Below are 26,679 nucleotides of genomic sequence, written 5' to 3' on the forward strand. Positions count from 1 at the left end.
CGCCGAGTCAGGTCCGTTACGTCACGGCGAGGCCGACGCCCGCCGCGACCAGCGTCACCCCGAGGACGGCCTTCAGGCGTGACGCGTCGACTCGGTGGGCGACCCGCCAACCGACGACGACGCCGACGAGCTCCGGAACCCCGACGAGGGCGACCAGGGGCAGCGAGATGGCCCCCTGCGTCACATACGTCGCTGCCGCGAACGCCGAGAGAAACACCGACTGCACCTGCGCGACGGCGAGCGCGTCAAGCATCGTGACCCCGAGGAGTACCAACACCGGCACGGTGACGACCGGTCCGCCGACCCCGAGCAGCCCGCAGAGAACGCCGATGGCGAACGCGAGGGCGGCGAAGACGGACGCGCCCGCTGGGAGGTCGGGGTCGACCGACCACTTCGCGCCGAGTGATCGTCGCTCGCGGTAGACGATGCTCGTCCCGACGAGCACGGTGAACCCGGTCAGCAGCGATCCAAATGCGGCTGTTGAGAGGGCTGCGTTCGCGAGCGCACCGACCACCGCGCCGACTACACTCGGCACCGTGACGATGGTCGCGAGCCGCTTCCCCGCCCGCGTCCGTAACTCGCCGGACCGGTAGTAGGTGTAACTCCCGAGAAGCCCTGTGACGACGAACGTCGTCAGCGCCGTTCCCGCCACGGTCGACGATGGGACGTCCGTGAACGCGAACAGCGCGACGGTAACGAAGACGCCGCCGGGCCCGACGGCGGTGATACCGATCCCTGACAGAAACGCGACGCCGACCAGGAGAACCAGCGTCGAAGTAGAGAGCATATATTCTCTGTGTTCAGATTCCGCCGGTGGTCAGCGTGTCGATGAACCCCGGCAGCGACGTGGCGGCGAGGTAAATCGAGAGCAGCACGAGCATCGCGTTCACCAGTGCCAAGCGGAGGCTATTCTTGTGCTCGCCCATCGTCTCCCGGTCGTTGACTGCCCAGAACAGCAACGCCGCGGCGATCGGGAGGCTGATGATGCCGTTGTACGCCGGAAAGAGGATTATCATGTCGATGACGCTGAGTCCGGCGAACTGGTGGACCAGCGGCGAGAGGCAGCCGATGCCGACGCCGACAACGTAGATGAGCTTGAACTCCCGACTGCTGGGGGTCGCGCTTCGGCCGCGAGCGTGTTGGACCAGGTACGACGGCGTCCACATTATCGGAATGATACTGTTGAACGCGGCGGCGATCGTCCCGAAAAGGAAGACGAACATCGCCCACCGGCCGAGCACGTCCGCGAGCGCTCGCCCTGGCGTGATGAACGTGTCGAGGTTCGTGTACCCTGCCGGGCGGAGCACCGCCGCCGCGACAACGAGGATGGCGATCGTAGTGACGCCGCCGACGAGATACCCCAGTCCGAGATCGCGGCGAACGGCCGGTAGGTCCGAGGCTCCTGTCCACCCCTTCTCGCCGACTAGATTCGATTCGAGAAAGAAGTTCGGCCACAGCGCCGTCGTTCCGACGATGGCGGCCGCGAGCGTCAGCGACCCGCCGGGAATCGACGGCACGAACCCGGACGCGATACCGGTCACCGAGGGCGCGCTCACGCCGGCGACGGTCACGTAGACGACGAGCAGTCCGAGCATCATCGCCGTCATGACGCGCTCGATTCCTTCGTAGTCCAAGACTCCGACTAAGATGGCGAGAACGCCGGTGACCACCGCGAGCGGTTGCCATCCGACAGCGCCGTCGAGGAGAATCGAGAGCCCCATTCCGACGGCCGCCGTGAGTTCGAGCGCCCACGCGACACATCCCGCCGAGAGAAGCACAGCCAGCAGTGTCGAGCTCGTTTTCCCCAGTTTGCGTCGGGCGAACTCCATCAAGGGTACACCGAAGATACCCAGACGTGCGCTCATGTCCTGCCCGATGAAACCGATGAGTGCACCACCGACGACGGCCCAGATGAGCGCGTACCCGAACTTGACTCCGGCCTGACTCGCGATAAACACTGAGCCGGAGCCGAAGTAACTAGCAACCATCACGAACGCGAGACCGTACTTCTGGAAGAACCCCTTCGCCGTACTCCGGAGTCCACCAGTGTATGATCCGAATGACATTTGTTGAGAACCGAGTATCTGCGTCGAACGAACTTTTCGGCACGATAACAGTCCGGATTCAGAGGGATTGTTCTGGTGCTTGTCAAAGAAAGCACGATGTTGAGTCGGCGCTGACGGTGCGTTCGAAGGGCGGTGAGGCGACTGCGCAGTCGGAGGCCGTTGCGGTCGGCAGCGGCGAGAAATCCGCGAGAAGAGACCACCGAGAAACGAACCGCGCTCAGAACGTCGAGATGTCGCCTTTGATGACCGATCGAGTGACATCGGTCACGTCGGCGAGTTCGCGGTCCACGATGGTTTCGACTTCGTCGCGAATCTCGTCGATGTCGACGCCCTCGTCGGTGACGACCTGCGCGTCCGCGACGTGGGGGTGGTCGATGGGGCGGCCGATCTGCGAGAGGAGTCGGACCTGCAGGTCGCGGATGCCGTCGACTTCGTCGACGACGCTCTCTGCGATTTCCGTCGATAGTAGGTTGTATATCTTCCCGATGTGGTTGACGGGGTTCTTTCCGCTCGTCGCCTCCATGCTCATCGGGCGGTTCGGCGTGATGAGACCGTTGGCGCGGTTCCCGCGGCCAACGGAGCCGTCGTCACCCTGCTCAGCGCTCGTGCCGGTCGTCGTGAGGTAGATGGAGCCGTCCTCGTAGTCGTCGGCGGTGTTGACCTCGACGTTCACCTCGCGGTCGGTGCGCTCGCGCGCGAGACCGGCGACGAACTCCTGAACCCGGGTGACCGCGGCGTCGTAGGCGTCGAGATCGGCGACGTACGAGTCGACCATCGCGGCGGCGACGGTGATGTCTATCCGGTCGCCCTCACGCTTACCCATTATCTTCACGTCGGGACCGAGTTCGGGGTGGTCGGCGGCGTACGCGCCGTTGAGTTCGCGCTCGGCGGCGAGCACTATCTCCTCGGTTTCGGTCAGCGGCGCGTGACCGACGCCGAAACTCGTGTCGTTGGCCATCGGCACCTGTACCTCCTCCTCGCCGAACACGTCCTGCAGGTCGCCGGAGCCTTCGCCGAGTTTCACGTCGACGACGACGTCGCGGCCGTACTCCAGTTCCGGGATGTTCTCGTCGAGATACTCGCGGGCGGCAGACAGCGCCGTCGACCCGACGGGCAGTTTCTGGCCGTCGTACTCCTTGGTCGCGCGGCCGACGATGAGAATGTAGATGGGTTCGATGACCTCGCCGCCGCCGAAGGCGGGCGCGGCGGTTCCGGCGACCAACTGCGTCTCGTCGGTGTTGTAGTGGAGCACCTTGCCGACGCGGTCGAGATACAACTGGGAGAGCGCCCGCGAGACGCTCTCGGCGATGCCGTCACAGATGGAGTCCGGGTGACCGATACCTTTCCGCTCGACGATTTCGACTTCCTGGTCCTCGACTGCGAGTCGGTCGATTCCCTCGACTCGAATGTTCCGGTCGCTCATTGTTCGGCGTTCTTCGCGGCAGATGCTATAACTTGCGGTAGTAATCGGGTGTGGTCGTTATTATCGCGGTGTCGGCGGGCGACGAGGTTTGCCGAGTCGCTCGTCGCTCGCGCTCCGCGACTCTCCACTTCCTCCCGTCACCGCTTGATTCGCGGGTCGACGAGCGGGTACACCGTATCCTGCACGAGATTGCTCACGACGCCGACGATGACGACGAGAAACGTCGTTCCCAACAGAAGGGGCAGGTCGCGCTGGAAGATGGCGTCGTAGCTCAGCGTCCCGAGACCCGGAATTCCAAAAACGTACTCGACGACGTAGACGCTCACGACGACGATGCCGAGCAGATCCGAGAAGAACAGGGTCAGAAGCGGAACCGCCGCGTTCCGCAGCACGTGCTTGATCGTGCGGCGCGGACCGACGCCCATCGACCGCAGTAGCCGCACGAACGTCGCGTTCAGGTGGATGACGCTCTGCGAGCGGGCGTGCTGTAACTGTCCGGCGGTCAGCCCCGACGCGAACACCGCCGTCGGCAACACGTACCGCCTGAGGTTCTGCTCGGTCAGCGCGCCGTCGGCGAGCGAAAACCCCGTGCTATCCCACCCAAACGCCGGACCGACGAGCAGCAGCAACACGAGCGCCAGCCAGAACGACGGCACGCCGAAGGCGAGGTACGCCAGCAGCGTCACCACCCTGTCGACGAGACTGTTGTGTCGAAACGCGGCGAACACGCCGCCGGAGACGCCGACGGTGACGCTAACGAGGACGCCCGGGATGAGATACAAAAGCGTGTACGGCGCGCGCTCGGCGATGAGCGTCGTCACCGGTGCACCCATGCTGTGCGAGCGTCCCCAGTCCAGCGTCACGATGTCGGTCATCCACTTCACGTACCGCTCACCGAGCGGGTCGTCGAGGTTCCGCGACGCCCGATACGCGTCGACGGCGGCTTGCTGGGCCTCCGCGTCGCCGCCGCTGGCGGCGACTCCCCACCGCACCGCGGCGACGTTCGGGTCCGAGGTGAGCGAGATAACCGCGAACGTGAGCGAGACGACGAGGTATACCGTGAAGAGGGCGAACGCGACTCGCGCGGCAACTCTCGGCCAGTCAGCCATCGCTCTCGCTTCGAGAGCTGCCATCTGCGAGACGTTTGCCGGGAACCAGTCGCATCTCTCTGTCCAAATCGTTCAGCATAGTTTATGACTCTTGCGTCGACAACTCCCTGACATGCCCCCCAGCGACGACCCGTCGGATGTCACGCAGTCCTCGCACGTTCGGGGTGTCTTCTCGCGGGGGCGGTCCGTCGACGTGCCGCGCCGTCTCCGGCTGTTCGTCGCCGCCGTTATCTCGTTCGTCGGCGTCTACGCCTACGATTTACTGGTGCACCCCTCCGACTCGCCGCTCGTCGCCGACTGGCGCCCCACGGTGGTCGACCTCCTCTTTGCGGTCTCGCTCGTCGGGTTCGCGCTGTTCGTCGTTGCGCCGCTGTGGACCGACCGCGAGCGAACAGCGCGGTACTGGCGTCGACTCCACCAGAACCGCCTCGCCGTCGCGAGTTTCGCGTATCTGGTCGTCGTCTTCGTTCTGGGTCTCGTCGGCCCCTTGCTGTTCGAGTCGGCCGCGGACCCCACCCGAACGTTCCAACCACCGGTCGGAGTCGGTGCATCGCGCTACGTCGTCCCGAACTGCGTCGGACCGACGACCGATGCACTCTGTTACGGATCGCTTCGACATCCGCTCGGGACGGGTCCCTACGGCAGAGACATGTTCGCACTCGTCGTCGAAGGGATGCGTGTCGCCGTCGTCATCGGTTTCGTCACGTCGATGTTCGTCGTCCCCATCGCCACCGTCGTCGGCGTGGCGTCGGGCTATCTCGGCGGATGGGTCGACACGCTGACGATGCGGTACGTCGATATCCAGCAGACGCTTCCCGCGTTCGTCGTCTACCTCATCGCAATCTACGTCTTCGGCCGGAGTCTCTTCCTGTTCCTTCTCGTGTTCGGCCTGCTGGGGTGGGGTGGTGTCGCCCGCGTCGTCCGCAGCGAGGTGTTGTCGCTGCGCGAGGAACCGTTCGTCACCGCCGCTCGCAGCGCCGGCGTGAGGCGGTGGAACGTCGTCCGGAACCACATCCTCCCGCACGTCCGCGAGACTGTCGTCGTCGCGGCGACGCGGCAGATTCCCCTGCTGGTTCTCGTCGAGGCGGCGCTCTCGTTCATGAACCTCAACGACATGAGCCTGCTCTCGTGGGGCGAGACCATCGCGCGCGGCACGCAGGGCGTTCCCACGGTGACGTGGTGGATTTCGACCGTGCCCGTGGCGTTTCTGACGCTCACCGTCGTCGCGCTCAGCGTCTTCGGCGACGCGCTACAGGACGTTCTCGACGCTTGAGATCGGACGAGGATTCACTCCCGCTTCGCGAGCAACAAGCCGAGATACGAGGTTCGAATCTGTTCGTCGGGGTCTAAGCCCAACTGTCGAAGCACCGCCGCCGCCCCCTCGCGCACCGTTTCGAGTTCCGACTCCTCGGCCTCTCGTTCGACTTCGACGAACTCGCCGAGGCCCGCTACGTCGTCGAGAACGACCGTGTACTCGTCGACGCGGAAGTACTCCCGCTCCTTCTCGACGACCGCCGCCGGTTCGAAGCCCAGTCCCCCGAGCACACCCGCCATCGTCTCCCCGTCGTCGACACCCGTCTCAAACTCCTCGCGCGTCTTCGACTCGCGCTCGACGAGCGGTCCCTTGTAGGTCACTTTCGCCGTCTCCGCGGCGTCCTCGTCGACCACGGCGTCGGTGCGACGCTCCCGGCGGATGCGGAGTGCCTCGTCGGTCTCCGCGAAGTCGCGATGCGGCGCGTCGTAGTACGTGTCTGCCTGCGCGACGCCGCCGAGTTCCTTCGCGTCGAGCGCTTCGAGTCGTTCCCGAACGTCGTCGTGGTCGGCGCGAACTTTCAGTTCGACTTCGTACATGGGCGAAAATCGACGGTTCGACTCAAAAGCGTGGCTGTCGGCGGCGTCTCTCGTCCTTTCGCTCCTTGTGGCGCACCCGTCGCCTATCGCTGACGCGGCGACTGTGACGCCGTCACAACCCTCACGCCACGGAGGCTGTCGGTTCCGTGGGTACGAAACGTGATTCTTATAGGGCGCACGGGAGACGTAGCCTACATGAGCGATGATCAACAGGCGGAATCGGCCGACGAGCCGGTAGACGCCGACACACCCGAGGACGTTGAGGACACCGACGCGGAGACCGAGGAGAGCTCCGGAGTACAGGACGGCGACTTCGTCCGCCTGGCCTACACTGTCCGAACGAAAGACGACGGCACCGTCGTCGACACCACGAGCCAGGAAGTGGCCGAAGAGGCCGAAATCGACACCGAGAACTACGACTTCGAACCGCGCGTCGTCATCGTCGGCGCGGGTCACGTGTTCGAGGCCGTCGACGACGAACTCATCGGCAAGGAAGTCGGCGACGAGGGCACCGTCGACGTGCCCGCCGCCGAAGCGTTCGGCGAGTACGACTCCGACAACGTCCGCACGGTGAGCGCGGACAAAATCTCCGAGGACGACCGTTACCCCGGCGCGCACGTCAACGTCGACGGCGAACAGGGCCACATCGAGACCATCATCGGCGGCCGCGCCCGCATCGACTTCAACCACCCGCTCGCGGGCGACGACCTCGAGTACGAGTACGAGATTCTCGACGTCGTCGACGACCGCGAGGAGCAGGCGAAAGGGCTGCTCGGCATGTACCTCCAGCAGAGCCCCGAGCTCTGGATTCAGACCGACGAGGTCGAAGAGGAGATGCCGCTCGAAGGCGGCGACGACGTCGACCCCGAGGAAGCTGAGACCGAGACGGTCACCGAGGAGAAGGAGACGCTGTACATCGAGGCCACGCCGCAGATGACGATGAACCAGCAGTGGATGTTCTCGAAGCAGCAGATCGCCCAGGACGTGATGAACCGTCTCGACATCGACCGCGTCATCGTTCAGGAGACCATCGACGGGATGGGCGGCATGGGCGGTATGATGGGTGGCATGGGCGGTATGGGCGCCGGCGACATCGAGGACGCACTCGACGACGTTGATGTCGACGCCGACGAAATCGTCGACGAACTCGAAGCCGAAGGCGACGACGGTCACGATCACGACCACGACCACGACCACTAACCGCGCTGCCCGTCGCGAATCCCCGATTTCTTTACTCCCGACGCGTCACTGGCGAGCATGAACGTTCCCGACGACCTGAAAGTCGCCGCCGTCGCTTCGGGGTGTGCCGTCGGTCTCTCGCTGCTGCTCCGCTACGGTCTCGGCGTCGACGCGAGCCTCTTCGTGCGCCTCCTGCCGATTTTCGTCTATTTCGTCTACCTGTTCTCGAAGGACGCGCTCTCGGAGACGGCGCTCGGAGAACCGCCGACGTGGTACGCCGTGACCGTCACGGTGACGGTGGCGACGCTGATATTCTACGCGCTATAGCTCTGCCGCGACGAGTTCGACTCAGGCGATGTCGCGGCTGGTGTCGATGGTGACCTCTTCGGTCAGGCGGAGTTTGATCGTTTCCTCCAGCGCCCGCCCGCCGCGGAACTTCGGAATCGCCAGCCGATTCTCGATTTCGGAGCCTTTCACCTGCGTCTGCAGCTCGAAGACGGCGTCGGACATGTGTTCGGTCATGTCCCGGTTGTCGGGCACCGCCCGGCCGTTGAGCGCGTGCAACACGGCGATGCCGCCGGTGTTCATCACGTGCGTCTGCAGTTCGTTGAGGAAGTTCCGGTAGCGCGTCGGTTCCGTGCGCTCCAGTACGTCCACGACGTCGACGATGAGGTTCGCTCCCTCCGGGAGCGCCTGAACCAGTCGGTTCGCGTGGTCCAGCGCCGCGTCGCCGCCGATGTCGCGCACCGTCGGACGTCCGACTTTGGTCCTCACCCGGTCGAGTGCGTCCTGTACCGCCTGGTCGGAGCGGACCGTCGTCAGGTACAGCGTGCCGCGCGTCGACGTGAGTTCGTACAGCAACAGCTCCGACTGACTCGCCGGCGTCGCCGCGAGCGTGACGATGCTTCCGGCCGGGATACCGCCGCCTAGCTGGCGGTCGAGTACCGTGATACCGGTCGGAAGCCTATTTGCCATACTCTCTCACTGGCACGAATCATAATATGTCTTGCTCACGAGAGAGCGCGCTGGCCGAGCGGGCGTACGCCGCTCGTCCGCCGTCCGTCGGACGGCCGACCTTCTTCGGATTCTCGCGTTCCGGCACCGCCGCGACGACGGGGCAGTCGAGTAACTCCGAGACGCCCGCTGGGGCAAGGCGCGTCCGGTTGAGGACGACGCCGACCACGCGCGTTCCGAGCGCGCGCGCATCGCCGCGGTCTTCGCCGTGTCGCGCAGCGCGGGCGCGCAGAGCGTCGTCACCAACACCGCTGCGTCGGCGACGCGCAGCGGACCCGCGGCGTCGGGTCCCGCCCCCACCGGGCAGTCGACGAGCGTCGTCGTGTCCATCGATTTGACGCGAGGGAGTTGCGTCGCTGTGTCGCCGTCGGGACCGCTGGGCGCGGCCGGGAGGACGGATAGCTCACACGACGACTCGTGCGCAGTCGACAGCGGGTCGCCGCTCACGTCGGCAACCGTCGTTTCGCGAGGCACGCCTGCGAGTGCGTGGAGGTTCGGCATATCCCGGTCGGCGTCGACGACGAGCACCTCGCCGTCGAGCGCCGCCGCCACCCCGAGCGTCGTCGTCGTCTTTCCACACCCACCTTTCCCGCCAGCAATTGCGAGCATGGCGACTCTGGCCGCGCTCTCGGATTTGAACGTTCGGGCGGCGGCGCGGATGTGGTGGCGTCGCGGTGCTGAGAGTGGGCGGTGTTGGAGGTAGTGGGCGGTGCGGAAGGCGGATGCGGTGCGGAAATCGAGACCCTCGCTGTACCGCGAGCGGGGCCGTGAGGCCGAGCGAGCAGGCTGAGGAACGAACGGAGTCGCCGCGAACGAAGTGAGTGACGAATGCTTTTGGTCCAGCTTTTACCGAGCGGACGGCGAAGCCGTCCGCGCAGCGTAAATGGTGGGTGCTTAGTCGTGACAGCAACCGCCGGCTTCGCCGCCGAAGTCGACGGCGAGCGTTTCGGAGATCGCCTCGTTGATCTCTTCGAGACGGTCCTGCAGGCGGTCCTGCGCTTCCAGATACTCGGCCATCGTTGGCAGCGAGTGGAGTTCCTGCTGGGCGCGCTGAACTTTCTGTAACTGCTGCTGGTTCGCCTCGCCCATCTGGCGGGCGACCATGAACTCCTCGCGGAGCTGTTCGAACTCCGAAATCTGCTGTTGGACTTCTTCGTCGTCCTCGACTGCGGCTTTCGCCTCCTCGAACGCTTCGTACTCGGGGAGGGCCGCGATAGCGTCGCCGAGTTCGCGGCCGAGTTCGTCCGTTCGCGCCGTCTCGATGCTCATGGCCGCGCTTGGGCCCGAAGCGGTTTAGGCTTGCCGAATTTGGGTATCGACGTCCGTCTCTCCCCTTATCTCTCGTCGCCGAGGACCGCGCGGAGTTCGTCGTACACCTCGTGCCGGTTCGTCCCCTCCCACTGGTTCGACGCGGGCCAGAGATCGTATCCGTCGACCTCGCGCCGCGGTGCGAGGTGGACGTGGAAATGCGGAACAGACTGCTGGGCGGCCTCGCCGCTGGCGTGCAGCAGATTGACACCTGCGTAACCCGCTGTCTGCAGGCGGTGGGCGGCGCTCTGGGCGTGTTGGACGACGCCCGAGAGAACTTCCTCGGGGATATCGAAGAGATTCCGGTAGTGGTCGCGCGTGACGACGAGCACGTGGCCGGGCGTCTCCGGCGTTCGAGGCACGACGACGAGTGACTCGGACCGCTCGTCGAGGACGACGCCGGGGTCGTCGCCGTCGACGATAGCACAGAACGGACAGCTCATCGCCCCAACGATTCGGAGGTGAGTAGTTTACTGTTGCGGGACCTGTCGCTCGACAAACGAGACGAGTTCGTCGAGTTCGTCGCGCCCGACGCCGTGACCGGCCTCGTACACCGAGAACGAGACGTCTGCACCGAGTTCTTCCAGCCGTTCTGCGGCCGCCTCGGCCCGCTGTGCGGGGATTATCTGGTCGGAACTACCCGCGCCGACGAACACCGGCTTTCCGGTGAGATTCGGGGGTTCGAGGTCCGCGTGCGACTCGGCGAGGTAGCCGTGGAGCGCGACGACCCACGCGAACCGGTCGGGATTTTCCAACAGCAGCGCGAGACTCGTAATCGACCCCTGGCTGAACCCGAACAGTCCGAGGTTCCCCGTGTCGAGGTCGTACGCCTCGACGGCGGCGTCGATGCTCTCCGAGACCAGATCTATACTCCGGCGGAACTCTTCGGCGTGCGGTTGACTCCGGTGGAGACCGCCTGCGGACATATCGAGTTCGTACCACGTGTACCCGCCGCGGTACTGCTCTGCAGCACCGCGAGCCTCCGCCTCACTCTGCTCGGCGGAGACACCCATCAGCCGGTCCGGAGCGCGTAAGCTGACGACGTGCAGCGTGTCGGGCAACTGTCGGGCGATGGGGAGCAGGTCCTCTTCGTCGGCACCGCGACCGTGGAGGACGAAGACGGCGGGCGCGGGACTGTCGCTCGACGATTCGGGTTCGACGTGTACGTGTTCCAACGGAATGTTGGCCATCGAGCCGACCTATGCACGCGCCGCCCTTCAATCGGGGAGTGACGCGTACGTAACCGGTCGCCACCTCTCGGGGACGCCTCGGCGAGACTTTCGCGACAGTTTAGCTGACGCCGAGCACCCTCCCGCAGCTCTTGCAGCGCCAGAGGTCTTTCGTCCCCGCGCCGAGAATCACGCGCGGCGGGTCCACGGCGTCGTCGAGTTCGAGATCAGCGACTTCGTGTTCGTGCTCGACGTCGTCGGTCGTCTCGATGCCTGCCCCGCAGTCTGGACACTGAACTGGTTCGGTGGACATGTGACTACTACGACATGCGTGCTCATGATATCCACGGTGTCTGGTGCCACTGCCGAACATCCGTCGTAGTCGACCGCGCGGGTAAGCGTACCGCAGCGACTGCGCTCGAACCACAGAAACGCCGAGGTTAAACGTCCCGACGCGCAAGAGTGGCCAATGAGCCAGGACGCCTACTCCGAGGGGGACCTCCGGAACACAGGCATGGCCCTCCGCCACGACCGCGAGTGGGACTACGAACTCGAACGCATCATCGACGAAATCGAGAAACGCGACGCGACGAAAGTTGGGTTACAGTTCCCCGAAGGCCTGAAACGCCGCGGCCCGGCCGTCGCGGACGACCTTCGGCAACTCTGTGACGACGACGTGACGTTCCTCCTCTCCGGACAGCCGTGTTACGGCGCGTGCGACCTCGACACCTACCTGATGCGCCGAACCGACGTGTTCGTCCACTTCGGTCACTCGCCGATGAAGGAGTCGGACAAGATCATCTACGTGCCGCTCTTCTCGAATGTCGATCCCTTCCCCATCATGGAGGAGTCACTAGAGGAACTCGACGACCCCGGGGAGAACCCCGACGTGGGTCTCGTCACGACGGCCCAGCACATGAACCTCTTCGGGGACATGTGCGAGTGGCTCGAAGAACGCGGTTTCGAGGTCCACACCCGCCGCGGCGACGACCGACTCACCCACGAGGGGCAGGTATTGGGCTGTAACTACGCCTCCGCCGACATCGACGCTGATCAGGTGCTGTACGTCGGCGGCGGAAAGTTCCACCCGCTCGGACTGGCGATGGAACACCCCGACAAGAACGTCGTCATCGCCGACCCCGTCAACAACGTCGTCACCATCGCCGACACCGAGAAGTTCCTCAAGCAGCGCTACGGCGCGGTTCACCGCGCGATGGACGCCGAGAAGTGGGGCGTCATCTTCTGCACCAAAATCGGGCAGGGTCGCTGGGAGATCGCCGAGGAAATCGTCGAGGAGAACGACAACGCCTACCTCATCACCATGGACGAGGTGACGCCGGACCGCCTGCGCAACTTCGACATGGACGCGTTCGTCAACACCGGCTGTCCGCGCATCACCACCGACGACGGCCCGCGCTTCCACAAGCCGATGCTGACGCCCGGTGAGTACGAGATCGCCGTCGGCAACGAACCGCTCGAAAATCTGGAGTTCGACACGTTCCACGGCACGTGGTGAGGTTGGCACTCCCCCTTCGCAGTCGAGTGAGCACCTGCCCGTAGGTCCACAACACATTTCACCCCGCTGTTCTTTTCCTCACGTATGGTCTCCAGACGCAGCCTCCGTCTCGCGGGGTCGGTGACGGTCGCGCTCGCCGCGCTCGCCGGCGTTGCCGCCGCACAACAGCCACCCTCGACTCCCAGTGCACCGCAGATCTCGCCGCTCGCGACCTTCGCGGCTTCGCTAATCATCAACCTCCTCATCGGCGGACTCGTCATCGCCGTCGCGCCGAACTACCTCCGCCGAACCACCGCCCGCGTCCGCAACGACCCCGTCTCGACGTTTCTCTGGGGTCTCCTCACGTTCGTGGCGCTGCTCGTCGGTTCCATCCTCATCATCACGATGATCGTCACGATTCCGGCGATGCTGATACTCGGTATCGTCGGTAATGTCATCGTGAGCGTCACTCTCGGGATGGTCGTCGCGGGCGGCGTGGTCGACGATAGCCTGTTCAAGGCGCTCGTGGTCGGCGTTCTCATCGTCTCGCTCGTCGGTCTCATCCCGATTCTCGGCGGCCTCGTAAACTTCGTCCTCGGGATGATGGGCGGCGGCGCGATGGTCAACGAGTTCCGCGACGGCCGCTGAACGCGGGTTTAGTTCCCGTTTTCCGAACTTCCCCTCTCGACTCAGTAGCGTTCGCCCTCGTACTCGACGGTGTACGGTCCGCTTACGTCGAAAAAGGAACCAGTCATTATCGACTTCGCCGGTAAGTCGGACCGTCTCGACGCTATCCTCGAAGAACGGAAGCGTGTTACGCAGTTCGGACCGCCGGACCGCCTGTTCGGGGACATCTCTTTGCACCTCTTCGTCGGCTTCGTCTTCCAGCCGCGAGACGACGTACGCGGCCCGATAACTCTCCTCACCCTGTATCGCCTCGGGTTCAACGGTCACCGTCTCGCCGTCGCGGGCCAGTTCGACGACACCCTCGGTCGGTACCAACGCCAGCGAGTCCCGACCGACTCGAACCGGGCGGCGAGGCCCGTCTTGTTCTCGTAGCTCTGTCCTTCGAACCAACCGTCGGTCTTGAAGGCATACTCGCTGCCGCCGAGTCCGCCGGCTCAGAAATCTTCAGTCCGTCTTCACGAACTCAACGAGGTGAACCATCGGTTCGCTGCCGCAGTTCGATTGGTGTCCTTTGATAGCGTCGTACACGTCGTCGACGTCACCCGCTATCGTCGTCTCGAACGAACACCCGGTACACTCCAGTTCGTACGGCATCAGCGTGGCGACGACAGTTCCGAGTCCGGCCTCTCCGGCTGTTTCGAGATGTCTACCGTGTCTCCATCGACAGTCACCTCGTAGCCGTGGTAGGTGAACGAGTGGGACGCCGATGGCCGGCCGACGTTTTCGGATGCCGATGCAAACAGCGATCGGCGCGGCTCCGGACCGACCGCCTCGTACAGCGGAACGAGGTCTAGTGGATCGACTCCCTCACGGTCGGCGACTGCCGTAACGATCTGTTCGCAAATGCTCTCTGAATGGCGTTCGGCGGAGGTACTCATAGCAACTAATCACACTTCAGTTCAGTAAATAGTTTACCGATAGGAACGTTCAGTATGTGTCGCAAGAAACATGGTTTACGCTCGTTTCTGGCGCACCGAACGAATCTGTCGAGTATCTCAGCTTCAACGACAGAATCTGAACTGATGTCCGTCGGTCGACCGTCGTCGACGACGGTTCAGTCTCCGAAGAGCGTCGAGGGACGCGCGTACTCGCTTCGGATGAGAATCTCGTCGTTGACAACGAGGTCATAGCTGTCGATGGTCTCTGCGATGCGAGTGATATCGTCGTTCGACGCGCCGACGACCTGCACGTGGATGTTTCCCTCGCCGGTCATCATCTCGAGGACGTTCACCACGCCGTCGACTTCGAATATCTTCTCGATGAGCGCGCTTCGATTGGCGATGGGTGCGGTACAGACGAACAGCACTCGAAGCGGTTGCCCGGCCTTCTCGTAGTCGATTTCGGTGTGATATCCCTTGATGATGCCGTTCGCCTCCAGTCGCCTGATTCGCTTTCCGACCGTGCTCGCCGACACCCCGACACGCTCGCTGATGTCCGCGTTCGTGTTGTTTCGTGCGTCATCCTGTAACGCGTGGAGAATTTCGCGGTCTACTGTATCTAATTCGGCGTCGGTCACATACAAACACGTTCGACGCAGCGTAAAAATAGTGCCCTGGTTCTATCAAGCCCGACGTTTTTCGACGAGCAACGGGCCGTTTCTCCGGTCTGTCTATGCGCCCCTCGTTCGACCCTCGTTGACCTCGTTCGGCACTGTTCGACCCCCGTTCAACCCCCCCTTCGACTCCGTTCGAACCTGTCAGGACCTGTCGGGTCTCGTTCGATCTTTCGACGCCTCTCCACGGGTCGCTCGCGCGACCGCCACCGCAGAACTCGGGCAGGAGCACCGCTGCTGTCGAGGAAACAGCTTTACCCCCGGCCACTCGTAGCGGAGGGCATGCCGACGAACCGGTTGACGATCTCGCTCGACGAGGAGGCGGAGGCGGCGCTCGACGACCTGGTCGGACGGACCGACACGTCGCGAAGCGAGGTCGTCCGCCGGGCGCTAACGTTCTACGCCGCGAACTTCGAGGCGGCGACCGCCGACGCCGGGCCCAACCTCGAAGCGTACCACCAGTTGCTCTCCTCGGGCGAACACGTCCTGCTCGACGTGGACTTCCTGCACTGTTTTCTCGACTACGTCGAAGCCGAGGACGGCACGCCCGACCCCGACTTTCTCGCCGCCGCCAACCGCGTCGCCGACTACCACGCCCACGAGTACGAACGGCGGTTCGTCTCTCTCGGCGAACTGCTCGACTGGCTCTCGTTCTGCGGATTTCTCACGGTCCGCCGGACCGAAGGGAGCGTCGACGGCCGCACCTACCACGTTGTCTTCCCCTCGGAGTCGGTCAAGTGGTTCATGCTCGGGTTCATCGACCGCTCCACCACCGACCTCTCGTTCGACCTCGCCATCAACGAGGGCGTCTCGAAGGTGCTGTTGACGGAGACGCGAAAGTCGAGAACGTAACGAGGACGCGACGGCGGGGAGCGGAGACACGACCGACGGAGCCGGCAGGGACGTTCACAATCGTTCATACTGGACGCGCATTCGGTGTTCGCCTGTCTCAACAACCCTTTTGAGGCGGAACGGGGACTGTGGCAGTGTATCTCGCATGTCATTCGTACGCAGACTCCGTTCGATAGGTCCCGGCGCGATGGTCGCAGCGGCGTTCATCGGTCCGGGGACGGTAACGACGGCGAGCGTAACCGGCGCGCAGTTCGGCTACGCGCTCGTCTGGACGATCCTGTTTTCCATCGTCGCGACGATAATCCTCCAGGAGATGAGCGCCCGGTTGGGTCTCGTCTCCCGAGAAGGACTCGGCGAGGCGCTGCGCAACCAGTTCGACAACGAGGTGGCCAAGTGGACTTCCATCGTGCTCGTCGTCTCGGCCATCGGCGTCGGCACCGCCGCCTACGAGGCCGGGAACATCCTCGGCGGCGCGGCGGGGTTGGAGACGATTACAGGCGTGAGCGCGACGGTGTGGGGCGTCCTGATAGGTGTCGTCGCGGGCGCGCTCCTCTACACCGGCAAGTACAAGTTCATCGAGCGGGCGCTCGTCGGTCTCGTCGCGCTCATGGCCGTCTCGTTTCTCGCCTCGGCGGTGCTCATCGGTCCCGACCTCGGCGCGCTGGCGCTCGGCTTCGTCCCGGCCGTCCCCACCGGGTCGCTGGTTCTTATCACGGGTCTCATTGGGACGACCATCGTCGGCTACAACCTCTTTCTCCACGCGAGCAACGTCCAGGAACGCTGGGCCGGTCCCGGAGAGCTCTCGGAGTGTCGAACGGACACGGTGCTGTCCATCGTCGTCGGCGGACTCATCACCGTCGCCATCCTCGTGACGGCGGCCGCCGCGTTCCCCGTCGGCACGGAGATAGACGACGTCGGCCAGATGGCCGAACAGCTCCGACCCATCGCCGGTCCGTACGCGACGTTGTTCTTCAGCATCGGCCTGTTCGCGGCAGGGTTCACGAGCGCGACGACCGCTCCGCTCGCGGGCGCGTACGCCACCGCGGGAGCGCTCGGCTGGGAGGCGGACCTCTCCGACACGAAGTTCCGCGCCGTCTGGGCGGTCATCCTCCTCGTCGGCGTCTCGTCGGTCCTCCTCGGCGGGAGTCCGGTGCAGATAATCCTGTTCGCACAGGTCGTCAACGGGGTCCTGCTCCCCATCGTCGCCATCTTCCTCATCGTGGCGATGAACTCCGATTCGCTGCTCGGCGAGTACACGAACGGGACAACGGCAAACGTCCTCGGCGGCATCGTGACCGCAATCGTCGTCTGGCTCGGGATTCGGACGCTGCTCTCGGTGGCGGGGGTGCTCTGAGTGGCCTCACGCATCGGCGTCGACGTGGGCGGCACGTTCACCGACGTGGTCCTGCTGACCGACGACGGGTCGCTCGTCACTGCGAAAGTTCCCAGCACCGACGACCAGAGCGTCGGCGTGATGGAGGGCATCGAGAAAGCCTGCGCCGAAGCGGGGATCGACCCCGCCGACCTCGACACGTTCTCGCACGCGATGACGGTCTCCGTCAACGCGCTGCTCGAATCGAACGGCGCGAAGACGGCGCTCGTCACCACTGAGGGCTTCCGCGACGTGCTCGAAATCAGGCGACAAAATCGGCCGAGCCTCTACGATTTGGACGCCGAACTGCCCGAACCGCTCGTCCCGCGTCGCCGCCGCTTCGAGGTCGACGAGCGCGCGACCACCGAGGGAGTCGAACGCGCTGTCGACGCCGACGAGGTTCGCGAACTCGCCCGCGACATCGACGCCTCGGGCGCCGAGAGCGTCGCCGTCTCGCTGCTCCACGCGTACGCAAACCCCGAGAACGAACGGGCCGTCACGGACGTCCTTCGGGAGGAACTCGACGTGCCGATTTCGGCCTCTCACGAGGTGCTCGCGGAGTTCCGTGAGTACGAGCGGACCTCCACGACCGCCGTCGACGCCTACGTCACCCCGGCCATCGACGCCTACGTCGGTCACCTCGAAGAGCGAGCGAGCGACGCGGGCGTGCCGACGCCGCGAATCATGCAGTCGAACGGCGGCATCGCGTCGGCTGAAACTGTCCGGGAGCACGCGGTGACGACGGCGCTCTCCGGACCGGCCGCGGGCGTCGTCGGCGCGGGCGCGACGGTCGAAGCCGCCGGTTCGCTCCGCGGTCTCGTCACCTTCGACATGGGCGGCACCTCCAGCGACGTGAGCCTCGTCCGCGACGGCGAGGTGGAGCGAACCACCGACGTCGAGATAAACGGCCACCCCATCCGCGTTCCGATGGTCGACGTACACACCGTCGGCGCGGGCGGCGGGAGCGTTGCGTGGGTCGACGCCGGGGGCGCGCTCCGCGTCGGTCCCGAGTCGTCGGGCGCGAACCCAGGCCCGGCGTCGTACGGCCGCGGGGGCGAGAAACCCACCGTCACCGACGCGAACGTCGTCCTCGGCTACATCGGCGCCGACACTGCCCTCGGCGGGGAGCTCTCGCTCGACGTCGACGCCGCCCGCGAGGCGCTCTCGCGACTCGCCGACAAGGCGGACCTCGACGACGCGCTCGCCGCCGCACGGGGCGTCTACCGCATCGCCAACGCGAACATGACTCGGGCGATTCGCACCATCACCGTCGAACGCGGCCACGACCCCCGACAGTTCGGTCTCGTCGCGTTCGGCGGCGCGGGACCGATGCACGCTACCGCCCTCGCCGACGACCTAGGGGTCGAGACGGTCGTCGTCCCTCGCGCGTGCGGCGTCCTCTCGGCGTACGGTCTTCTCGCCGCCGACGAGAAGCACGACTCCGTCCGAACCGTGCGGACGCCGCTCGCCGACGTAGACCTCGACCGTGTCGAATCCGCGTACGACGACCTTCGGGCGGACGTGCTGGCCGACGTCGAGCGACCCGAAGACGCGACCGTCGACCGCGTCGGCGACCTCCGCTACGTCGGCCAGAGCTTCGAACTCTCCGTCCCCGTCGGGGGGTCGTTCGACGCCGAGGCGGTCGCCGACCGCTTCACCGCGGCGCACGAGGAAGCCTACGGCTACGCCCTCGACGACCCCGTCGAACTCGTCAACCTCCGCTCGACGGCGACGGTCGAGCGCGACCCGCTCACCGTCGGATACGAGGGTGCGGACGACCCCGTTCGCGGAACGCGGGAGGCGTTCTTCGGATTCGGCGGCGACGGCGAGTTCCGCGAGACCACCGTCTACGACCGCGAGGCGTTCTCTCCGGGGACGACGTTCGACGGTCCCGCGGTTCTCGAACAGGACGAGAGCACCGCCGTCGTCCCGCCGACGTGGAGTGGAGAAGTCGACGTCGACGGCACCGTCGTCCTCACGAAAGGAGGTGAGAACCGATGAGTTCTCCCGACGCCAAAATCGACGCAGTGACGCTCGAAATCGTCCGCAACCAACTGGAGGGCGTCGCCGACGAGATGGGGCAGGTGCTCATCACCTCCTCGTACTCGCCGAACATCAAGGAGCGCCGCGACTGCTCGACGGCGCTGTTCGACGCCGAGGGTCGACTCGTCGCGCAGGCCGAACACATCCCGGTCCACCTCGGCGCGATGCCCGCCTCCGTCGCGGCCATCCTCGACCGAGACCCGAAACCGGGGGACGTGTTCGTGCTCAACGACCCGTTCGAGGGCGGCACGCACCTGCCGGACGTGACGATGGTCTCGCCCGTCGCCGTCGACGGCGAGATTCTCGGCTACGCCGTCTCCCGCGCCCACCACGCCGACGTGGGCGGGATGACGCCCGGGAGTATGCCCGCTGGCGCGCGTGAAATCTTCCAGGAAGGTCTCCGCCTGCCGCCCGTCCGACTCGTCTCGGAGGGCGACTTTGTCGACGACGTGATGAACCTCCTGTTGGCGAACGTCCGGAGTCCAAGCGAGCGACGCGCCGACATCCGCGCCCAAATCGCGGCCAACGACCGCGCCCAGTCTCGAATCTCGGACCTCGTCGCCGAACACGGCCGCGACCGCCTGCTCGCCGCCTTCGACACGGTCATCGACTACTCCCGACAGCGCATCACGGCCGAAATTGCCGACCTCCCGGACGGCACCTACCGGGCGACCGACGCAATGGAAGGCGACGGCGTGACGGACGACGACGTGCCCATCGAGGTCGAAGTCGAAGTCGACGGCAGCGAGGTCCGCGTCGACTTCTCAGGCACCGCAGACCAGGTCGCGGGCAACGTCAACGCGCCGCTGGCCGTCGCCAAGAGCGCGGTCTACTTCGTCATCCGCGCGGTGACCGACCCGGACATCCCGCCGAACCAGGGCTGTTACGACCCGATTTCGGTTTACGTCTCCGAGGGATCGCTCCTCAACCCCGTTCCGCCGGCGGCGGTCGTCGGCGGCAACGTCGAGACCAGCCAGCGCGTCACCGACGTGGTGCTGACCGCGCTTGCGGACGCCGCCCCTGACCGCGTCCCCGCGCAGGGGCAGGGGACAATGAACAACCTCATCATCGGCAACCGCGAGGCGGGCGGCTTTACCTACTACGAGACCATCGCGGGCGGGTTCGGCGCGCGCCCGACCAAAGACGGGATGGACGGCGTCCAGGTCGGGATGACCAACACCCTGAACACGCCCGTCGAGGCGATGGAAGCCGAGTACCCGCTTCGCGTCGAACGCTACGCGCTCCGCCCGGACAGCGGCGGCGACGGCGAGTTCCGCGGCGGTCTCGGTATCGAACGCGCCGTCACCGTCGGCGTCGACGCCACCGTCTCGCTGCTTACCGAGCGACGACGCACCGCTCCTGCGGGCGTCGCCGGTGGCCAACCGGGTGCAGTCGGCGAGAACCTCGTCGCCGACGAGTCGATTCCGGCGAAGACCACTCGGGAGATCTCCGCGGGAACGACGGTCACTGTCCGGACGCCGGGCGGCGGCGGCTACGGCGAACCCGACGACCGCGACCCCGAGGCGCGCGAACGCGACCGGACGGACGGGAAAACGAGCGAGTAGTTCGCGGGCGATCGTCCGCCCACGTTCGGTTCACTGGATGTGTTCGTCTTCGAACTCCGACTGGTGTTCGACGCTGCAGAAGTAGTACGTCTCGTCCTGGTAGTGACCCTGTGTGGTCGGGTTGTTCTCGTCGACCAACGACTCACAGATTGGACACATCGCCATGGTTCGTTCGAATCGACGGTCGCCACGCCCCTCGTTCGTCCGCTTGTATTTTCCAGGTGAGGAGTCACCCGCGTGCATCTTCGACCATTGGACGTGAGCCACGCGCCCCCGACAGCGACCAACCGTGCGACGGAACCGCGCTGACGACTTTTGTCCGTCGGGTCAGGTCGCCTCGGCCGCGTCCGCTCAGACGTCCGGCGACTCCATCACCTGGGGAACGCCCCGGGCGGTGATGGTCTCGCCGACGACGTACGACGACGCGGGCGAGGACAAAAATTGTGCAATGTCTGCAATTTCTTCGCTGACGCCGATGCGCCGTTTCACCTCGTCGCGGTCGATATCGTCGCCGGAGACGCCCATCTGACTCTCGACGCCGGGCGTCGCGACGAACCCCGGCGCGATGCAGTTGACCCGTACGTCGTGGTCGGCCCACTCGTACGCCAGCGAGGTGGTGAGGTTGATGATGCCGGCTTTGGCCGCGCCATAGTGGCTCATATACGGCGATCCCTGCTGCCCGGCGACGCTGGAGAGGTTGACGACGCTGCCGCCGCCGTTATCACGCATGTGCTCGCCGGCGACCTGCGTGCAGTGGAACGTACCGGTGAGGTTGATGTCGACAATGGTGTTCCAGCCGTTCTCCGAGATGTCCTCGAAGGAGGCCATGAACGACGCGCCCGCGTTGTTGACGAGCGCGTCGACGCCGCCGAACTCCTCGACGGTCGCTTCGACGAGCGCCTCGACGGCCTCGCGGTCGGTCACGTCGCACTCGACGGCCAGCGCGTTTCCGCCCTCTTCGCGGATTCCCTCGGCGACGGGATCGACGTTTTCCTGCTCGCGCGAGCAGACGACGACGCTCGCGCCGTCGGCGGCGAACGTCTCCGCGATGGCCTTCCCGATGCCGCTCGACGCGCCGGTGACGATGGCGGTCTGGCCGGTGACGCTGAACCTGTCAGTGGACATAGCAAATCTCACGGCTGCCGGGTAAATAAAGGTGACAGCGCGGACTTCGTCGAGAGACCGACCAAGCTTCTTCCGTCGACTGGTTGTACCATCTCCAGTCGTGACTGAGCGAGATACGAGCAAGCAAGCACTGTCCGAAATAAGCGAACGGTCTCGAATCATCCGCCTCCGGTCTTGGTTACTGCTGCAGGGCAACAGAGTTGTCCTCGCGGGTCTGATCCTGTTCGGACTGCTCGCCGTATTCTACCTCCTCGTCGCCCTCCGAGTCGTCAGATTCCGACGCCTCCAGCCAGTCTACTACGTCTTCGGCGGGTTGATAAGCGGAAATCTCACGCTCATCACCGTCGTCGTCTCCATCAACCAACTGCTGCTGTCGCGGGAACTACAGACGCCGGGGGAACTCGAATCGCAGATACAGAACGTCGGCGAGTTCAAACACCGTGTCGAGGACGCGGCCGGTCGCATCGCGCCCGTGCGGCCGTCGCCGTTTCTGGATCTCCTCATGGAGAACATGCGCCAAGAACCCCAGCGACTTGGCGGTCTCGGCATCGGTCCGGACAGTGACGACGCATGGGACGAGATAGACGATCTCGTCACGTCGGTGACGCGCCACGTCGACTCGGTGACGGAACTCCTGACGTCGCCCGAGTCGAGCACGTTTCGCGCGCTCTCGGCGACGTTGACGACCAACTACGCCGAGCAGATATACCGGGCGCGGAAGATCCAGTCGGCGCACGACCTCTCGGCGGAGACCGACGAAGCGCTCGACCGACTCGTCGACCGGTTCAAGGAGGTCGACATCGCCCGGCAGTACTTCAAGAGCGTCTACCTGCAGGAGGAACTGTCGTCGCTGTCGCGGGTCCTTCTGTACGCGGGGGTTCCGGCCGAGGTTATCTCGGTTCTCGTACTGCTGTCACTGACCACGTCGCCGGGCGACATCCCGCCACTCGTCCGCTTCGCGGTGCTTCCGGTCACCGCGGTCGCCGGATTCGTACCGTTGGTCCTCCTGTTCTCGTTCATCCTCCGGACGGCGACGGTCACGCAACGGACCGCCGCGACCCTCCCGTTCACGACGCCGGGACAGGAGCGGTAGCCGTTGTGGTATCCGCTCTCGACGGTCGTGTCGGTCGCCGACGACTCTGACTCGCCGCGTCGCGGTTCTCGACCGCCGTTCGACCGGCCGAAACTCAAGCCGTTTCGAGTGTCCGTACCAACGTGGGCAACACCTCGGTCACGTCTGAACGAAAGACGTAGTCGGCGAGGCCGTCGCAGGGCGTCTCGTCGAGATTCACGACGGCGAGGGATCCACTCCGCGTCGCCGCCGTTGGAAGCGACGCCGCAGGTTCGACCTGCAGCGACGACCCGACAGCCAAAAACACGTCGCTCTCCTCGGCCAGCGTCCGCGCCTCGCCGAGCGTCTCCCTCTTGAGTTGCTCGCCGAACAGCACGACGTCGGGCTTGAAGACGCCGCCGCAGTCGCAGTGCGGCGGGTTCTCGCCCTCGCGGACTCGCTTGCGCACCGGTTCGGCGGCCGTTCGCTCGCCGCACCGCTGACAGACGACGCGCTCGGCGTTGCCGTGCAGTTCGACGACTCGCTGGGTACCCGCCTCGGCGTGCAGTCCGTCGGTGTTCTGCGTGACGACGGCGTCGAGGAATCCCTCGCCTTCGAGCGTCGCCAGCGCCTCGTGGGCGACGTTCGGTTCGACGCCCGGCGGGCGCATCGCGTCGTGCAGGTCGAGGCGATCGGCCCAGAACCCGGCGGGGTCGCGCTCGAAGCGCGACCGGTGAAAGGTGGCGGGATCGAACTGGTCGCCCCAGATGCCGCCGTCGCCGCGGAACGGCGGGATTCCGGATGGGACGCTGATTCCCGCGCCGGTGAGCGCGACGGACTTGTCTGCGTCGCGGAGCTCCGAGGCGAGCGAAGCGAGTCGGTCGGTCACGAGGGCGCATTGGAGACGGAGTGAGATGAATCGACTGTTCCGACATCCACCACCGGCCGGAAAACGCTGCCTCCGGCGTTGCTTGTATTCCCCGACACGCCGTTTACACATGTGGACGCAGACCGCTAGCACACGATGGCAGACGTACTCACCGAGACGAACGTCGCGATGTTCATCGCACAGCGGGGCACCGAACAGGTCGAGTTCACCGAACCCAAGCAGGCCGTCGAGGACGCCGGCGCCGACGTCGACGTAATCAGCAGTCAAACCGACGAGGCCCAGGCCGTCAACAACGACCTCGACGCGGGCGACAGCTTCGAGGTGGACGAGACGTTCGCCGACGTCTCAGCCAAGGAGTACGACGCGCTCGTCGTTCCGGGCGGCTGCGTGGGAGCGGACCGACTCCGCGCCGACCACGACGCGGTGACGTTCGTCCGCGAGATGTTCGAGGCGGACAAACCGATGGGCGTCATCTGCCACGGTCCGTGGACGTTCGTCGAGGCGGGCGTCGTCGATGGACGGACGCTCACCTCCTACCCCAGCCTGCAGACCGACATCCGCAACGCAGGCGGCGAGTGGGTCGACGAGGAAGTCGTCGTCGATGCTGGCGTGGTGACCAGCCGAAACCCGGATGATCTGGACGCGTTCTGCGAGAAAATCGTCGAGGAGTTCGAGGAAGGGATCCACGAACGAGACTGAGCGTCGCCCCGTCGCGTTCGCCGCCGACAGGGCGAGAGTCGCTGTCCGAGCGTCGGCCGAGGGGCGCGGACCCCGCCGCACAGAACTTATTGGGACCTCTGTGTCATACTGCCTCCCATGAACGAGTACGACCTCATTGTGCTCGGTGGCGGGACAGGAAACATCGTCGCGTCGGCGGCGGCAGACGAAGGACTCGACGTCGCGCTCGTCGAACGCGACCGACTCGGGGGGACGTGTCTCAACCGCGGCTGCAACCCCTCGAAGAAGCTCATCCACCGTGCGAGCGTCGTCGAGACGGTCCAGCAGGCGAACTCGCTCGGCATCGACGCCGCAGTGAACGACATCGCGTTCGCGGATATCGTCGACGACGTAATCTCGTCGGTCACCGACGAGGCCGATCGGAAAGCCGAGGACGCCCGCGAGCACGAGCACATCACCTTCTATCAGACCGAGGGCCGGTTCGTCGACGAACGGACGGTCGCGGTAGCGACCGACGACGGTGACGCGGAGTTGACCGCCGAGAACGTCGTCCTCGCGGGCGGGTCGCGGCCGCTGGTCCCCGACTCCATCGACGGCACCGACGAGGTGTCGTTTCTGACCAGCGACCAGGCGCTCCGTCTCGACGAACGACCCGACCGCCTCGTCGTCGTCGGCGGGGGATACATCGCCGTCGAGATGGCGCACTTCTTCGGCGCGATGGGCACCGAGGTCGCCATCGTCGGCCGCGGGGACGTGCTCGTCGCCCGCGAGGACCGCGACGTCGCCGAGCATCTGACCGACGTCTACGCCGAGAATTACGAACTCCGCCTCGGCTACTCGGTGACGGCGCTGGCGGCGGACGGCGACGAGACGGTTGTCGAAGCCGAGTCGGAAGACGGCGAGACGGTCGAACTCCGGGGCGACGAGGTGCTCCTCGCCACTGGGCGACAACCCAGCAGCGACCGCTGGAACGTGGCCGCCGCCGAAATCGACACCGACGAGAAGGGGTTCGTTGAGACTGACGACTACCTCCGAACGTCGGTCGACGGCGTCTGGGCGATCGGCGACATCGCGGGCAACTACATGTTCAAACACTCCGGCGACAAGGAGGCTGAGTACGTCGTCGAGAACGTCGTTCACGGCTGTCGCGCCGAGGTGGCGTATCCGGGGATGGCGCACGCGGTGTTCGGCTCTCCACAGGTTGCGAGCCTTGGCGAGACCGAGGAGGAACTCGACGACGGGGCCGACTATGCGGTCGGTACGTACGCCTACGACGACACCGCGCTCGGGTCGGCGCTTCACAACGACGGCGGTTTTGCGAAGGTCATCGTCGGCTCCGACGGGGCGGTTCTCGGCTGCCACATCGTCGGCCCGCACGCATCGATACTTATCCACGAGGTGAGCACCGCCGTCGCCGCCGACGCCGACGCGAAAACTATCGCCGAGACGATTCACGTCCACCCGGCGCTGTCAGAGGTCGTCCAGGGAGCGTTCCGAGAGGTCAGAGACGTCGCTCCCTCAGGAATCTGAGTCGCCCGTCCGAACTCGCCCCTATCAGCCGAATCGCTGTTCGGAGACGGAACTACCGAAGCGCACATCTCGCCGCGACAGACGCCACGCTCGGAACGGAACGGCTGCCGAAAAATTGCGTGATACGTGGCACTCGATGCGCGTTCGACTGGTCGGCGGCCCCCGGCGTCGATTCAGCTTAGAGGGATTCTCGCGTCGTGACGACCGACGGAGTACGAACTTCATTAGCTCTCGACCGGCGGCGAGCGAGGCGGTTCCTCGGCGTACTTCTCGTTGAACTCGCCGATGAGTTGGCCCATCTTCGCGTACCAAGCGTTGAGCATCCGCTGCAGTTCCTGCGAGATCTCGTCGGCGTTGCGCGGGCGGTAGACGTGGTAGTAGCCGCCCTGCTCGTAGTTGACCTGCTCTTTCTGGAGGAACCCGGTCTGCAGCAGTCGCTGGACGGAGCGGTAGGCCGTCGACCGTTCGCGGTCGATTTCGTCGGCGATCTCGTCGACCGTGAGCGGATCGTCGGTCTCGTTCAGCAGTCTGAACACGTCTTTGTCGATCTCCTTGAGATCGTGGAAACACTCAAGCAGCCCCTCGCACTGCATATCCTGTCGGAGCATCTCGCCCATCGAGTTAGCCATCGGTTAGCGGCGGTACGGGACGAGCGTGCAAAATTGTTTGCATGATCAGCGCAATACTGTCTCTACGACGAGACAAACCGACGTCGACGTCC

General features: G+C 65.2%; 30 protein-coding genes and 1 pseudogene. 13 read left to right on the plus strand and 18 right to left on the minus strand.

Annotated elements, in window-relative coordinates:
- Nucleotides 1-16 precede the first annotated feature (16 nt).
- The 4 genes from LAQ58_RS06030 to LAQ58_RS06045 all read right to left on the minus strand — a co-directional run bounded on the left by LAQ58_RS06030 (nt 17) and on the right by LAQ58_RS06045 (nt 4,622).
- A complete protein-coding gene (locus tag LAQ58_RS06030; protein ID WP_224449698.1) occupies nt 17-787 on the minus strand; it encodes a sulfite exporter TauE/SafE family protein in 771 nt (256 codons plus the stop codon).
- A 13-nt stretch (nt 788-800) separates the two neighbouring features.
- Nucleotides 801-2,066: an NRAMP family divalent metal transporter gene (locus LAQ58_RS06035; protein ID WP_224449699.1), complete on the minus strand. Its 1,266-nt coding sequence runs from the start codon at nt 2,064-2,066 to the stop codon at nt 801-803.
- A gap of 217 nt (nt 2,067-2,283) precedes the next feature.
- Complete coding sequence (locus LAQ58_RS06040; RefSeq protein ID WP_224449700.1) at nt 2,284-3,489, minus strand: methionine adenosyltransferase; 1,206 nt, start codon at nt 3,487-3,489, stop codon at nt 2,284-2,286.
- Nucleotides 3,490-3,626: 137 nt separating this feature from the next.
- On the minus strand, nt 3,627-4,622 hold the full coding sequence (locus LAQ58_RS06045; RefSeq protein WP_224449701.1) for an ABC transporter permease: 996 nt from the start codon (nt 4,620-4,622) through the stop codon (nt 3,627-3,629).
- 88 nt (nt 4,623-4,710) lie between these two features.
- Here LAQ58_RS06045 and LAQ58_RS06050 point away from each other — a divergent pair, with 88 nt between their 5' ends.
- Nucleotides 4,711-5,871 (plus strand): ABC transporter permease, encoded by a 1,161-nt coding sequence (locus LAQ58_RS06050; protein WP_224449702.1) that lies wholly within the window; start codon nt 4,711-4,713, stop codon nt 5,869-5,871.
- Nucleotides 5,872-5,885: 14 nt separating this feature from the next.
- Here LAQ58_RS06050 and cyaB read toward each other — a convergent pair whose 3' ends face one another.
- Complete coding sequence (gene cyaB, locus LAQ58_RS06055; RefSeq protein WP_224449703.1) at nt 5,886-6,449, minus strand: class IV adenylate cyclase; 564 nt, start codon at nt 6,447-6,449, stop codon at nt 5,886-5,888.
- A gap of 195 nt (nt 6,450-6,644) precedes the next feature.
- Between cyaB and LAQ58_RS06060 the strand changes: the two genes are divergently transcribed.
- Together LAQ58_RS06060 and LAQ58_RS06065 are read left to right on the plus strand one after the other, a co-directional pair.
- Nucleotides 6,645-7,649 carry an FKBP-type peptidyl-prolyl cis-trans isomerase gene (locus LAQ58_RS06060; protein ID WP_224449704.1) on the plus strand — a complete coding sequence of 335 codons (1,005 nt, stop codon included), beginning with the start codon at nt 6,645-6,647 and terminating at the stop codon, nt 7,647-7,649.
- Between the two features lie 57 nt (nt 7,650-7,706).
- The gene (locus LAQ58_RS06065) at nt 7,707-7,955 is read left to right on the plus strand and encodes a DUF8049 family protein (protein ID WP_224449705.1); all 249 of its coding nucleotides are present in this window, start codon (nt 7,707-7,709) and stop codon (nt 7,953-7,955) included.
- A 21-nt stretch (nt 7,956-7,976) separates the two neighbouring features.
- On the opposite strand, the gene LAQ58_RS06070 is transcribed toward LAQ58_RS06065, so the two are convergent.
- The 6 genes and pseudogenes from LAQ58_RS06070 to LAQ58_RS06095 form a co-directional block, all read right to left on the minus strand.
- Nucleotides 7,977-8,603, minus strand: coding sequence for an RAD55 family ATPase (locus tag LAQ58_RS06070; RefSeq protein ID WP_224449706.1), 627 nt, complete (start codon nt 8,601-8,603; stop codon nt 7,977-7,979).
- Nucleotides 8,604-8,622: 19 nt separating this feature from the next.
- Nucleotides 8,623-9,251: pseudogene (locus LAQ58_RS06075) on the minus strand (MinD/ParA family ATP-binding protein).
- A gap of 285 nt (nt 9,252-9,536) precedes the next feature.
- A complete protein-coding gene (locus tag LAQ58_RS06080; RefSeq protein ID WP_224449708.1) occupies nt 9,537-9,911 on the minus strand; it encodes a YlbF/YmcA family competence regulator in 375 nt (124 codons plus the stop codon).
- Nucleotides 9,912-9,976: 65 nt separating this feature from the next.
- The gene (locus LAQ58_RS06085) at nt 9,977-10,393 is read right to left on the minus strand and encodes an HIT family protein (RefSeq protein ID WP_224449709.1); all 417 of its coding nucleotides are present in this window, start codon (nt 10,391-10,393) and stop codon (nt 9,977-9,979) included.
- 27 nt (nt 10,394-10,420) lie between these two features.
- On the minus strand, nt 10,421-11,140 hold the full coding sequence (locus LAQ58_RS06090) for an alpha/beta hydrolase (protein ID WP_224449710.1): 720 nt from the start codon (nt 11,138-11,140) through the stop codon (nt 10,421-10,423).
- A 100-nt stretch (nt 11,141-11,240) separates the two neighbouring features.
- Nucleotides 11,241-11,432, minus strand: a complete 192-nt coding sequence (locus LAQ58_RS06095; protein ID WP_224449711.1) for a hypothetical protein — start codon at nt 11,430-11,432, stop codon at nt 11,241-11,243.
- A 156-nt stretch (nt 11,433-11,588) separates the two neighbouring features.
- Between LAQ58_RS06095 and dph2 the strand changes: the two genes are divergently transcribed.
- From dph2 to LAQ58_RS06110, 3 genes are all read left to right on the plus strand, one after another.
- Nucleotides 11,589-12,635, plus strand: coding sequence for a diphthamide biosynthesis enzyme Dph2 (gene dph2, locus LAQ58_RS06100; protein ID WP_224449712.1), 1,047 nt, complete (start codon nt 11,589-11,591; stop codon nt 12,633-12,635).
- 84 nt (nt 12,636-12,719) lie between these two features.
- On the plus strand, nt 12,720-13,262 hold the full coding sequence (locus LAQ58_RS06105) for a DUF8173 domain-containing protein (protein WP_224449713.1): 543 nt from the start codon (nt 12,720-12,722) through the stop codon (nt 13,260-13,262).
- Nucleotides 13,263-13,331: 69 nt separating this feature from the next.
- The gene (locus LAQ58_RS06110; RefSeq protein ID WP_224449714.1) at nt 13,332-13,673 is read left to right on the plus strand and encodes a hypothetical protein; all 342 of its coding nucleotides are present in this window, start codon (nt 13,332-13,334) and stop codon (nt 13,671-13,673) included.
- 72 nt (nt 13,674-13,745) lie between these two features.
- On the opposite strand, the gene LAQ58_RS06115 is transcribed toward LAQ58_RS06110, so the two are convergent.
- From LAQ58_RS06115 to LAQ58_RS06125, 3 genes are all read right to left on the minus strand, one after another.
- Complete coding sequence (locus LAQ58_RS06115) at nt 13,746-13,895, minus strand: hypothetical protein (RefSeq protein WP_224449715.1); 150 nt, start codon at nt 13,893-13,895, stop codon at nt 13,746-13,748.
- Nucleotides 13,895-14,179: a HalOD1 output domain-containing protein gene (locus LAQ58_RS06120; protein WP_224449716.1), complete on the minus strand. Its 285-nt coding sequence runs from the start codon at nt 14,177-14,179 to the stop codon at nt 13,895-13,897. Before LAQ58_RS06120 ends, LAQ58_RS06115 begins: the two co-directional genes overlap by 1 nt.
- Nucleotides 14,180-14,355: 176 nt before the next feature.
- A complete protein-coding gene (locus tag LAQ58_RS06125) occupies nt 14,356-14,817 on the minus strand; it encodes an Lrp/AsnC family transcriptional regulator (protein WP_224449717.1) in 462 nt (153 codons plus the stop codon).
- Nucleotides 14,818-15,135: 318 nt separating this feature from the next.
- Between LAQ58_RS06125 and LAQ58_RS06130 the strand changes: the two genes are divergently transcribed.
- The 4 genes from LAQ58_RS06130 (at nt 15,136) to LAQ58_RS06145 (ending at nt 20,685) form a co-directional block, all read left to right on the plus strand.
- Entirely contained in the window at nt 15,136-15,705 is a 570-nt protein-coding gene (locus LAQ58_RS06130) for a ribbon-helix-helix protein, CopG family (protein ID WP_224449718.1), read from the plus strand.
- A gap of 145 nt (nt 15,706-15,850) precedes the next feature.
- Nucleotides 15,851-17,059, plus strand: a complete 1,209-nt coding sequence (locus LAQ58_RS06135) for an Nramp family divalent metal transporter (protein WP_224449719.1) — start codon at nt 15,851-15,853, stop codon at nt 17,057-17,059.
- Nucleotides 17,060-19,078 carry a hydantoinase/oxoprolinase family protein gene (locus LAQ58_RS06140; RefSeq protein WP_224449720.1) on the plus strand — a complete coding sequence of 673 codons (2,019 nt, stop codon included), beginning with the start codon at nt 17,060-17,062 and terminating at the stop codon, nt 19,076-19,078.
- Nucleotides 19,075-20,685, plus strand: a complete 1,611-nt coding sequence (locus LAQ58_RS06145; protein WP_224449721.1) for a hydantoinase B/oxoprolinase family protein — start codon at nt 19,075-19,077, stop codon at nt 20,683-20,685. Before LAQ58_RS06140 ends, LAQ58_RS06145 begins: the two co-directional genes overlap by 4 nt.
- A gap of 30 nt (nt 20,686-20,715) precedes the next feature.
- Here LAQ58_RS06145 and LAQ58_RS06150 read toward each other — a convergent pair whose 3' ends face one another.
- Nucleotides 20,716-20,952 carry a hypothetical protein gene (locus tag LAQ58_RS06150; protein WP_224449722.1) on the minus strand — a complete coding sequence of 79 codons (237 nt, stop codon included), beginning with the start codon at nt 20,950-20,952 and terminating at the stop codon, nt 20,716-20,718.
- Nucleotides 20,953-21,036: 84 nt separating this feature from the next.
- Entirely contained in the window at nt 21,037-21,810 is a 774-nt protein-coding gene (locus LAQ58_RS06155) for an SDR family NAD(P)-dependent oxidoreductase (protein ID WP_224449723.1), read from the minus strand.
- Between the two features lie 100 nt (nt 21,811-21,910).
- Between LAQ58_RS06155 and LAQ58_RS06160 the strand changes: the two genes are divergently transcribed.
- Nucleotides 21,911-22,903: a DUF7972 family membrane protein gene (locus LAQ58_RS06160; RefSeq protein ID WP_224449724.1), complete on the plus strand. Its 993-nt coding sequence runs from the start codon at nt 21,911-21,913 to the stop codon at nt 22,901-22,903.
- A gap of 94 nt (nt 22,904-22,997) precedes the next feature.
- On the opposite strand, the gene LAQ58_RS06165 is transcribed toward LAQ58_RS06160, so the two are convergent.
- Nucleotides 22,998-23,750: an NAD-dependent protein deacylase gene (locus tag LAQ58_RS06165; RefSeq protein WP_224449725.1), complete on the minus strand. Its 753-nt coding sequence runs from the start codon at nt 23,748-23,750 to the stop codon at nt 22,998-23,000.
- Between the two features lie 135 nt (nt 23,751-23,885).
- Here LAQ58_RS06165 and LAQ58_RS06170 point away from each other — a divergent pair, with 135 nt between their 5' ends.
- Nucleotides 23,886-24,449 (plus strand): type 1 glutamine amidotransferase domain-containing protein, encoded by a 564-nt coding sequence (locus LAQ58_RS06170; RefSeq protein ID WP_224449726.1) that lies wholly within the window; start codon nt 23,886-23,888, stop codon nt 24,447-24,449.
- Between the two features lie 117 nt (nt 24,450-24,566).
- Nucleotides 24,567-25,958 carry a dihydrolipoyl dehydrogenase family protein gene (locus LAQ58_RS06175; RefSeq protein WP_224449727.1) on the plus strand — a complete coding sequence of 464 codons (1,392 nt, stop codon included), beginning with the start codon at nt 24,567-24,569 and terminating at the stop codon, nt 25,956-25,958.
- A 224-nt stretch (nt 25,959-26,182) separates the two neighbouring features.
- Here LAQ58_RS06175 and LAQ58_RS06180 read toward each other — a convergent pair whose 3' ends face one another.
- Nucleotides 26,183-26,587 carry a helix-turn-helix domain-containing protein gene (locus LAQ58_RS06180; RefSeq protein WP_224449728.1) on the minus strand — a complete coding sequence of 135 codons (405 nt, stop codon included), beginning with the start codon at nt 26,585-26,587 and terminating at the stop codon, nt 26,183-26,185.
- Nucleotides 26,588-26,679: the final 92 nt, after the last annotated feature.

This window comes from Haloprofundus salilacus (genome assembly GCF_020150815.1).
Classification (GTDB): Archaea; Halobacteriota; Halobacteria; order Halobacteriales; family Haloferacaceae; genus Haloprofundus; species Haloprofundus salilacus.

Excerpts from the sequence above, each read along its gene's own strand:
- LAQ58_RS06070 (WP_224449706.1), bottom strand. The coding sequence starts at position 8,603 with ATGGCAAATAGGCTTCCGACCGGTATCACGGTACTCGACCGCCAGCTA.
- LAQ58_RS06035 (WP_224449699.1), bottom strand. The coding sequence starts at position 2,066 with ATGTCATTCGGATCATACACTGGTGGACTCCGGAGTACGGCGAAGGGG.
- cyaB (WP_224449703.1), bottom strand. The coding sequence starts at position 6,449 with ATGTACGAAGTCGAACTGAAAGTTCGCGCCGACCACGACGACGTTCGG.
- LAQ58_RS06050 (WP_224449702.1), top strand. The coding sequence starts at position 4,711 with ATGCCCCCCAGCGACGACCCGTCGGATGTCACGCAGTCCTCGCACGTT.
- LAQ58_RS06155 (WP_224449723.1), bottom strand. The coding sequence starts at position 21,810 with ATGTCCACTGACAGGTTCAGCGTCACCGGCCAGACCGCCATCGTCACC.
- LAQ58_RS06085 (WP_224449709.1), bottom strand. The coding sequence starts at position 10,393 with ATGAGCTGTCCGTTCTGTGCTATCGTCGACGGCGACGACCCCGGCGTC.
- LAQ58_RS06130 (WP_224449718.1), top strand. The coding sequence starts at position 15,136 with ATGCCGACGAACCGGTTGACGATCTCGCTCGACGAGGAGGCGGAGGCG.
- LAQ58_RS06120 (WP_224449716.1), bottom strand. The coding sequence starts at position 14,179 with ATGAGTACCTCCGCCGAACGCCATTCAGAGAGCATTTGCGAACAGATC.
- LAQ58_RS06180 (WP_224449728.1), bottom strand. The coding sequence starts at position 26,587 with ATGGCTAACTCGATGGGCGAGATGCTCCGACAGGATATGCAGTGCGAG.
- LAQ58_RS06030 (WP_224449698.1), bottom strand. The coding sequence starts at position 787 with ATGCTCTCTACTTCGACGCTGGTTCTCCTGGTCGGCGTCGCGTTTCTG.
- LAQ58_RS06115 (WP_224449715.1), bottom strand. The coding sequence starts at position 13,895 with ATGCCGTACGAACTGGAGTGTACCGGGTGTTCGTTCGAGACGACGATA.
- LAQ58_RS06175 (WP_224449727.1), top strand. The coding sequence starts at position 24,567 with ATGAACGAGTACGACCTCATTGTGCTCGGTGGCGGGACAGGAAACATC.
- LAQ58_RS06095 (WP_224449711.1), bottom strand. The coding sequence starts at position 11,432 with ATGTCCACCGAACCAGTTCAGTGTCCAGACTGCGGGGCAGGCATCGAG.
- dph2 (WP_224449712.1), top strand. The coding sequence starts at position 11,589 with ATGAGCCAGGACGCCTACTCCGAGGGGGACCTCCGGAACACAGGCATG.
- LAQ58_RS06045 (WP_224449701.1), bottom strand. The coding sequence starts at position 4,622 with ATGGCAGCTCTCGAAGCGAGAGCGATGGCTGACTGGCCGAGAGTTGCC.
- LAQ58_RS06065 (WP_224449705.1), top strand. The coding sequence starts at position 7,707 with ATGAACGTTCCCGACGACCTGAAAGTCGCCGCCGTCGCTTCGGGGTGT.
- LAQ58_RS06040 (WP_224449700.1), bottom strand. The coding sequence starts at position 3,489 with ATGAGCGACCGGAACATTCGAGTCGAGGGAATCGACCGACTCGCAGTC.
- LAQ58_RS06170 (WP_224449726.1), top strand. The coding sequence starts at position 23,886 with ATGGCAGACGTACTCACCGAGACGAACGTCGCGATGTTCATCGCACAG.
- LAQ58_RS06105 (WP_224449713.1), top strand. The coding sequence starts at position 12,720 with ATGGTCTCCAGACGCAGCCTCCGTCTCGCGGGGTCGGTGACGGTCGCG.
- LAQ58_RS06060 (WP_224449704.1), top strand. The coding sequence starts at position 6,645 with ATGAGCGATGATCAACAGGCGGAATCGGCCGACGAGCCGGTAGACGCC.
- LAQ58_RS06135 (WP_224449719.1), top strand. The coding sequence starts at position 15,851 with ATGTCATTCGTACGCAGACTCCGTTCGATAGGTCCCGGCGCGATGGTC.
- LAQ58_RS06080 (WP_224449708.1), bottom strand. The coding sequence starts at position 9,911 with ATGAGCATCGAGACGGCGCGAACGGACGAACTCGGCCGCGAACTCGGC.
- LAQ58_RS06145 (WP_224449721.1), top strand. The coding sequence starts at position 19,075 with ATGAGTTCTCCCGACGCCAAAATCGACGCAGTGACGCTCGAAATCGTC.
- LAQ58_RS06090 (WP_224449710.1), bottom strand. The coding sequence starts at position 11,140 with ATGGCCAACATTCCGTTGGAACACGTACACGTCGAACCCGAATCGTCG.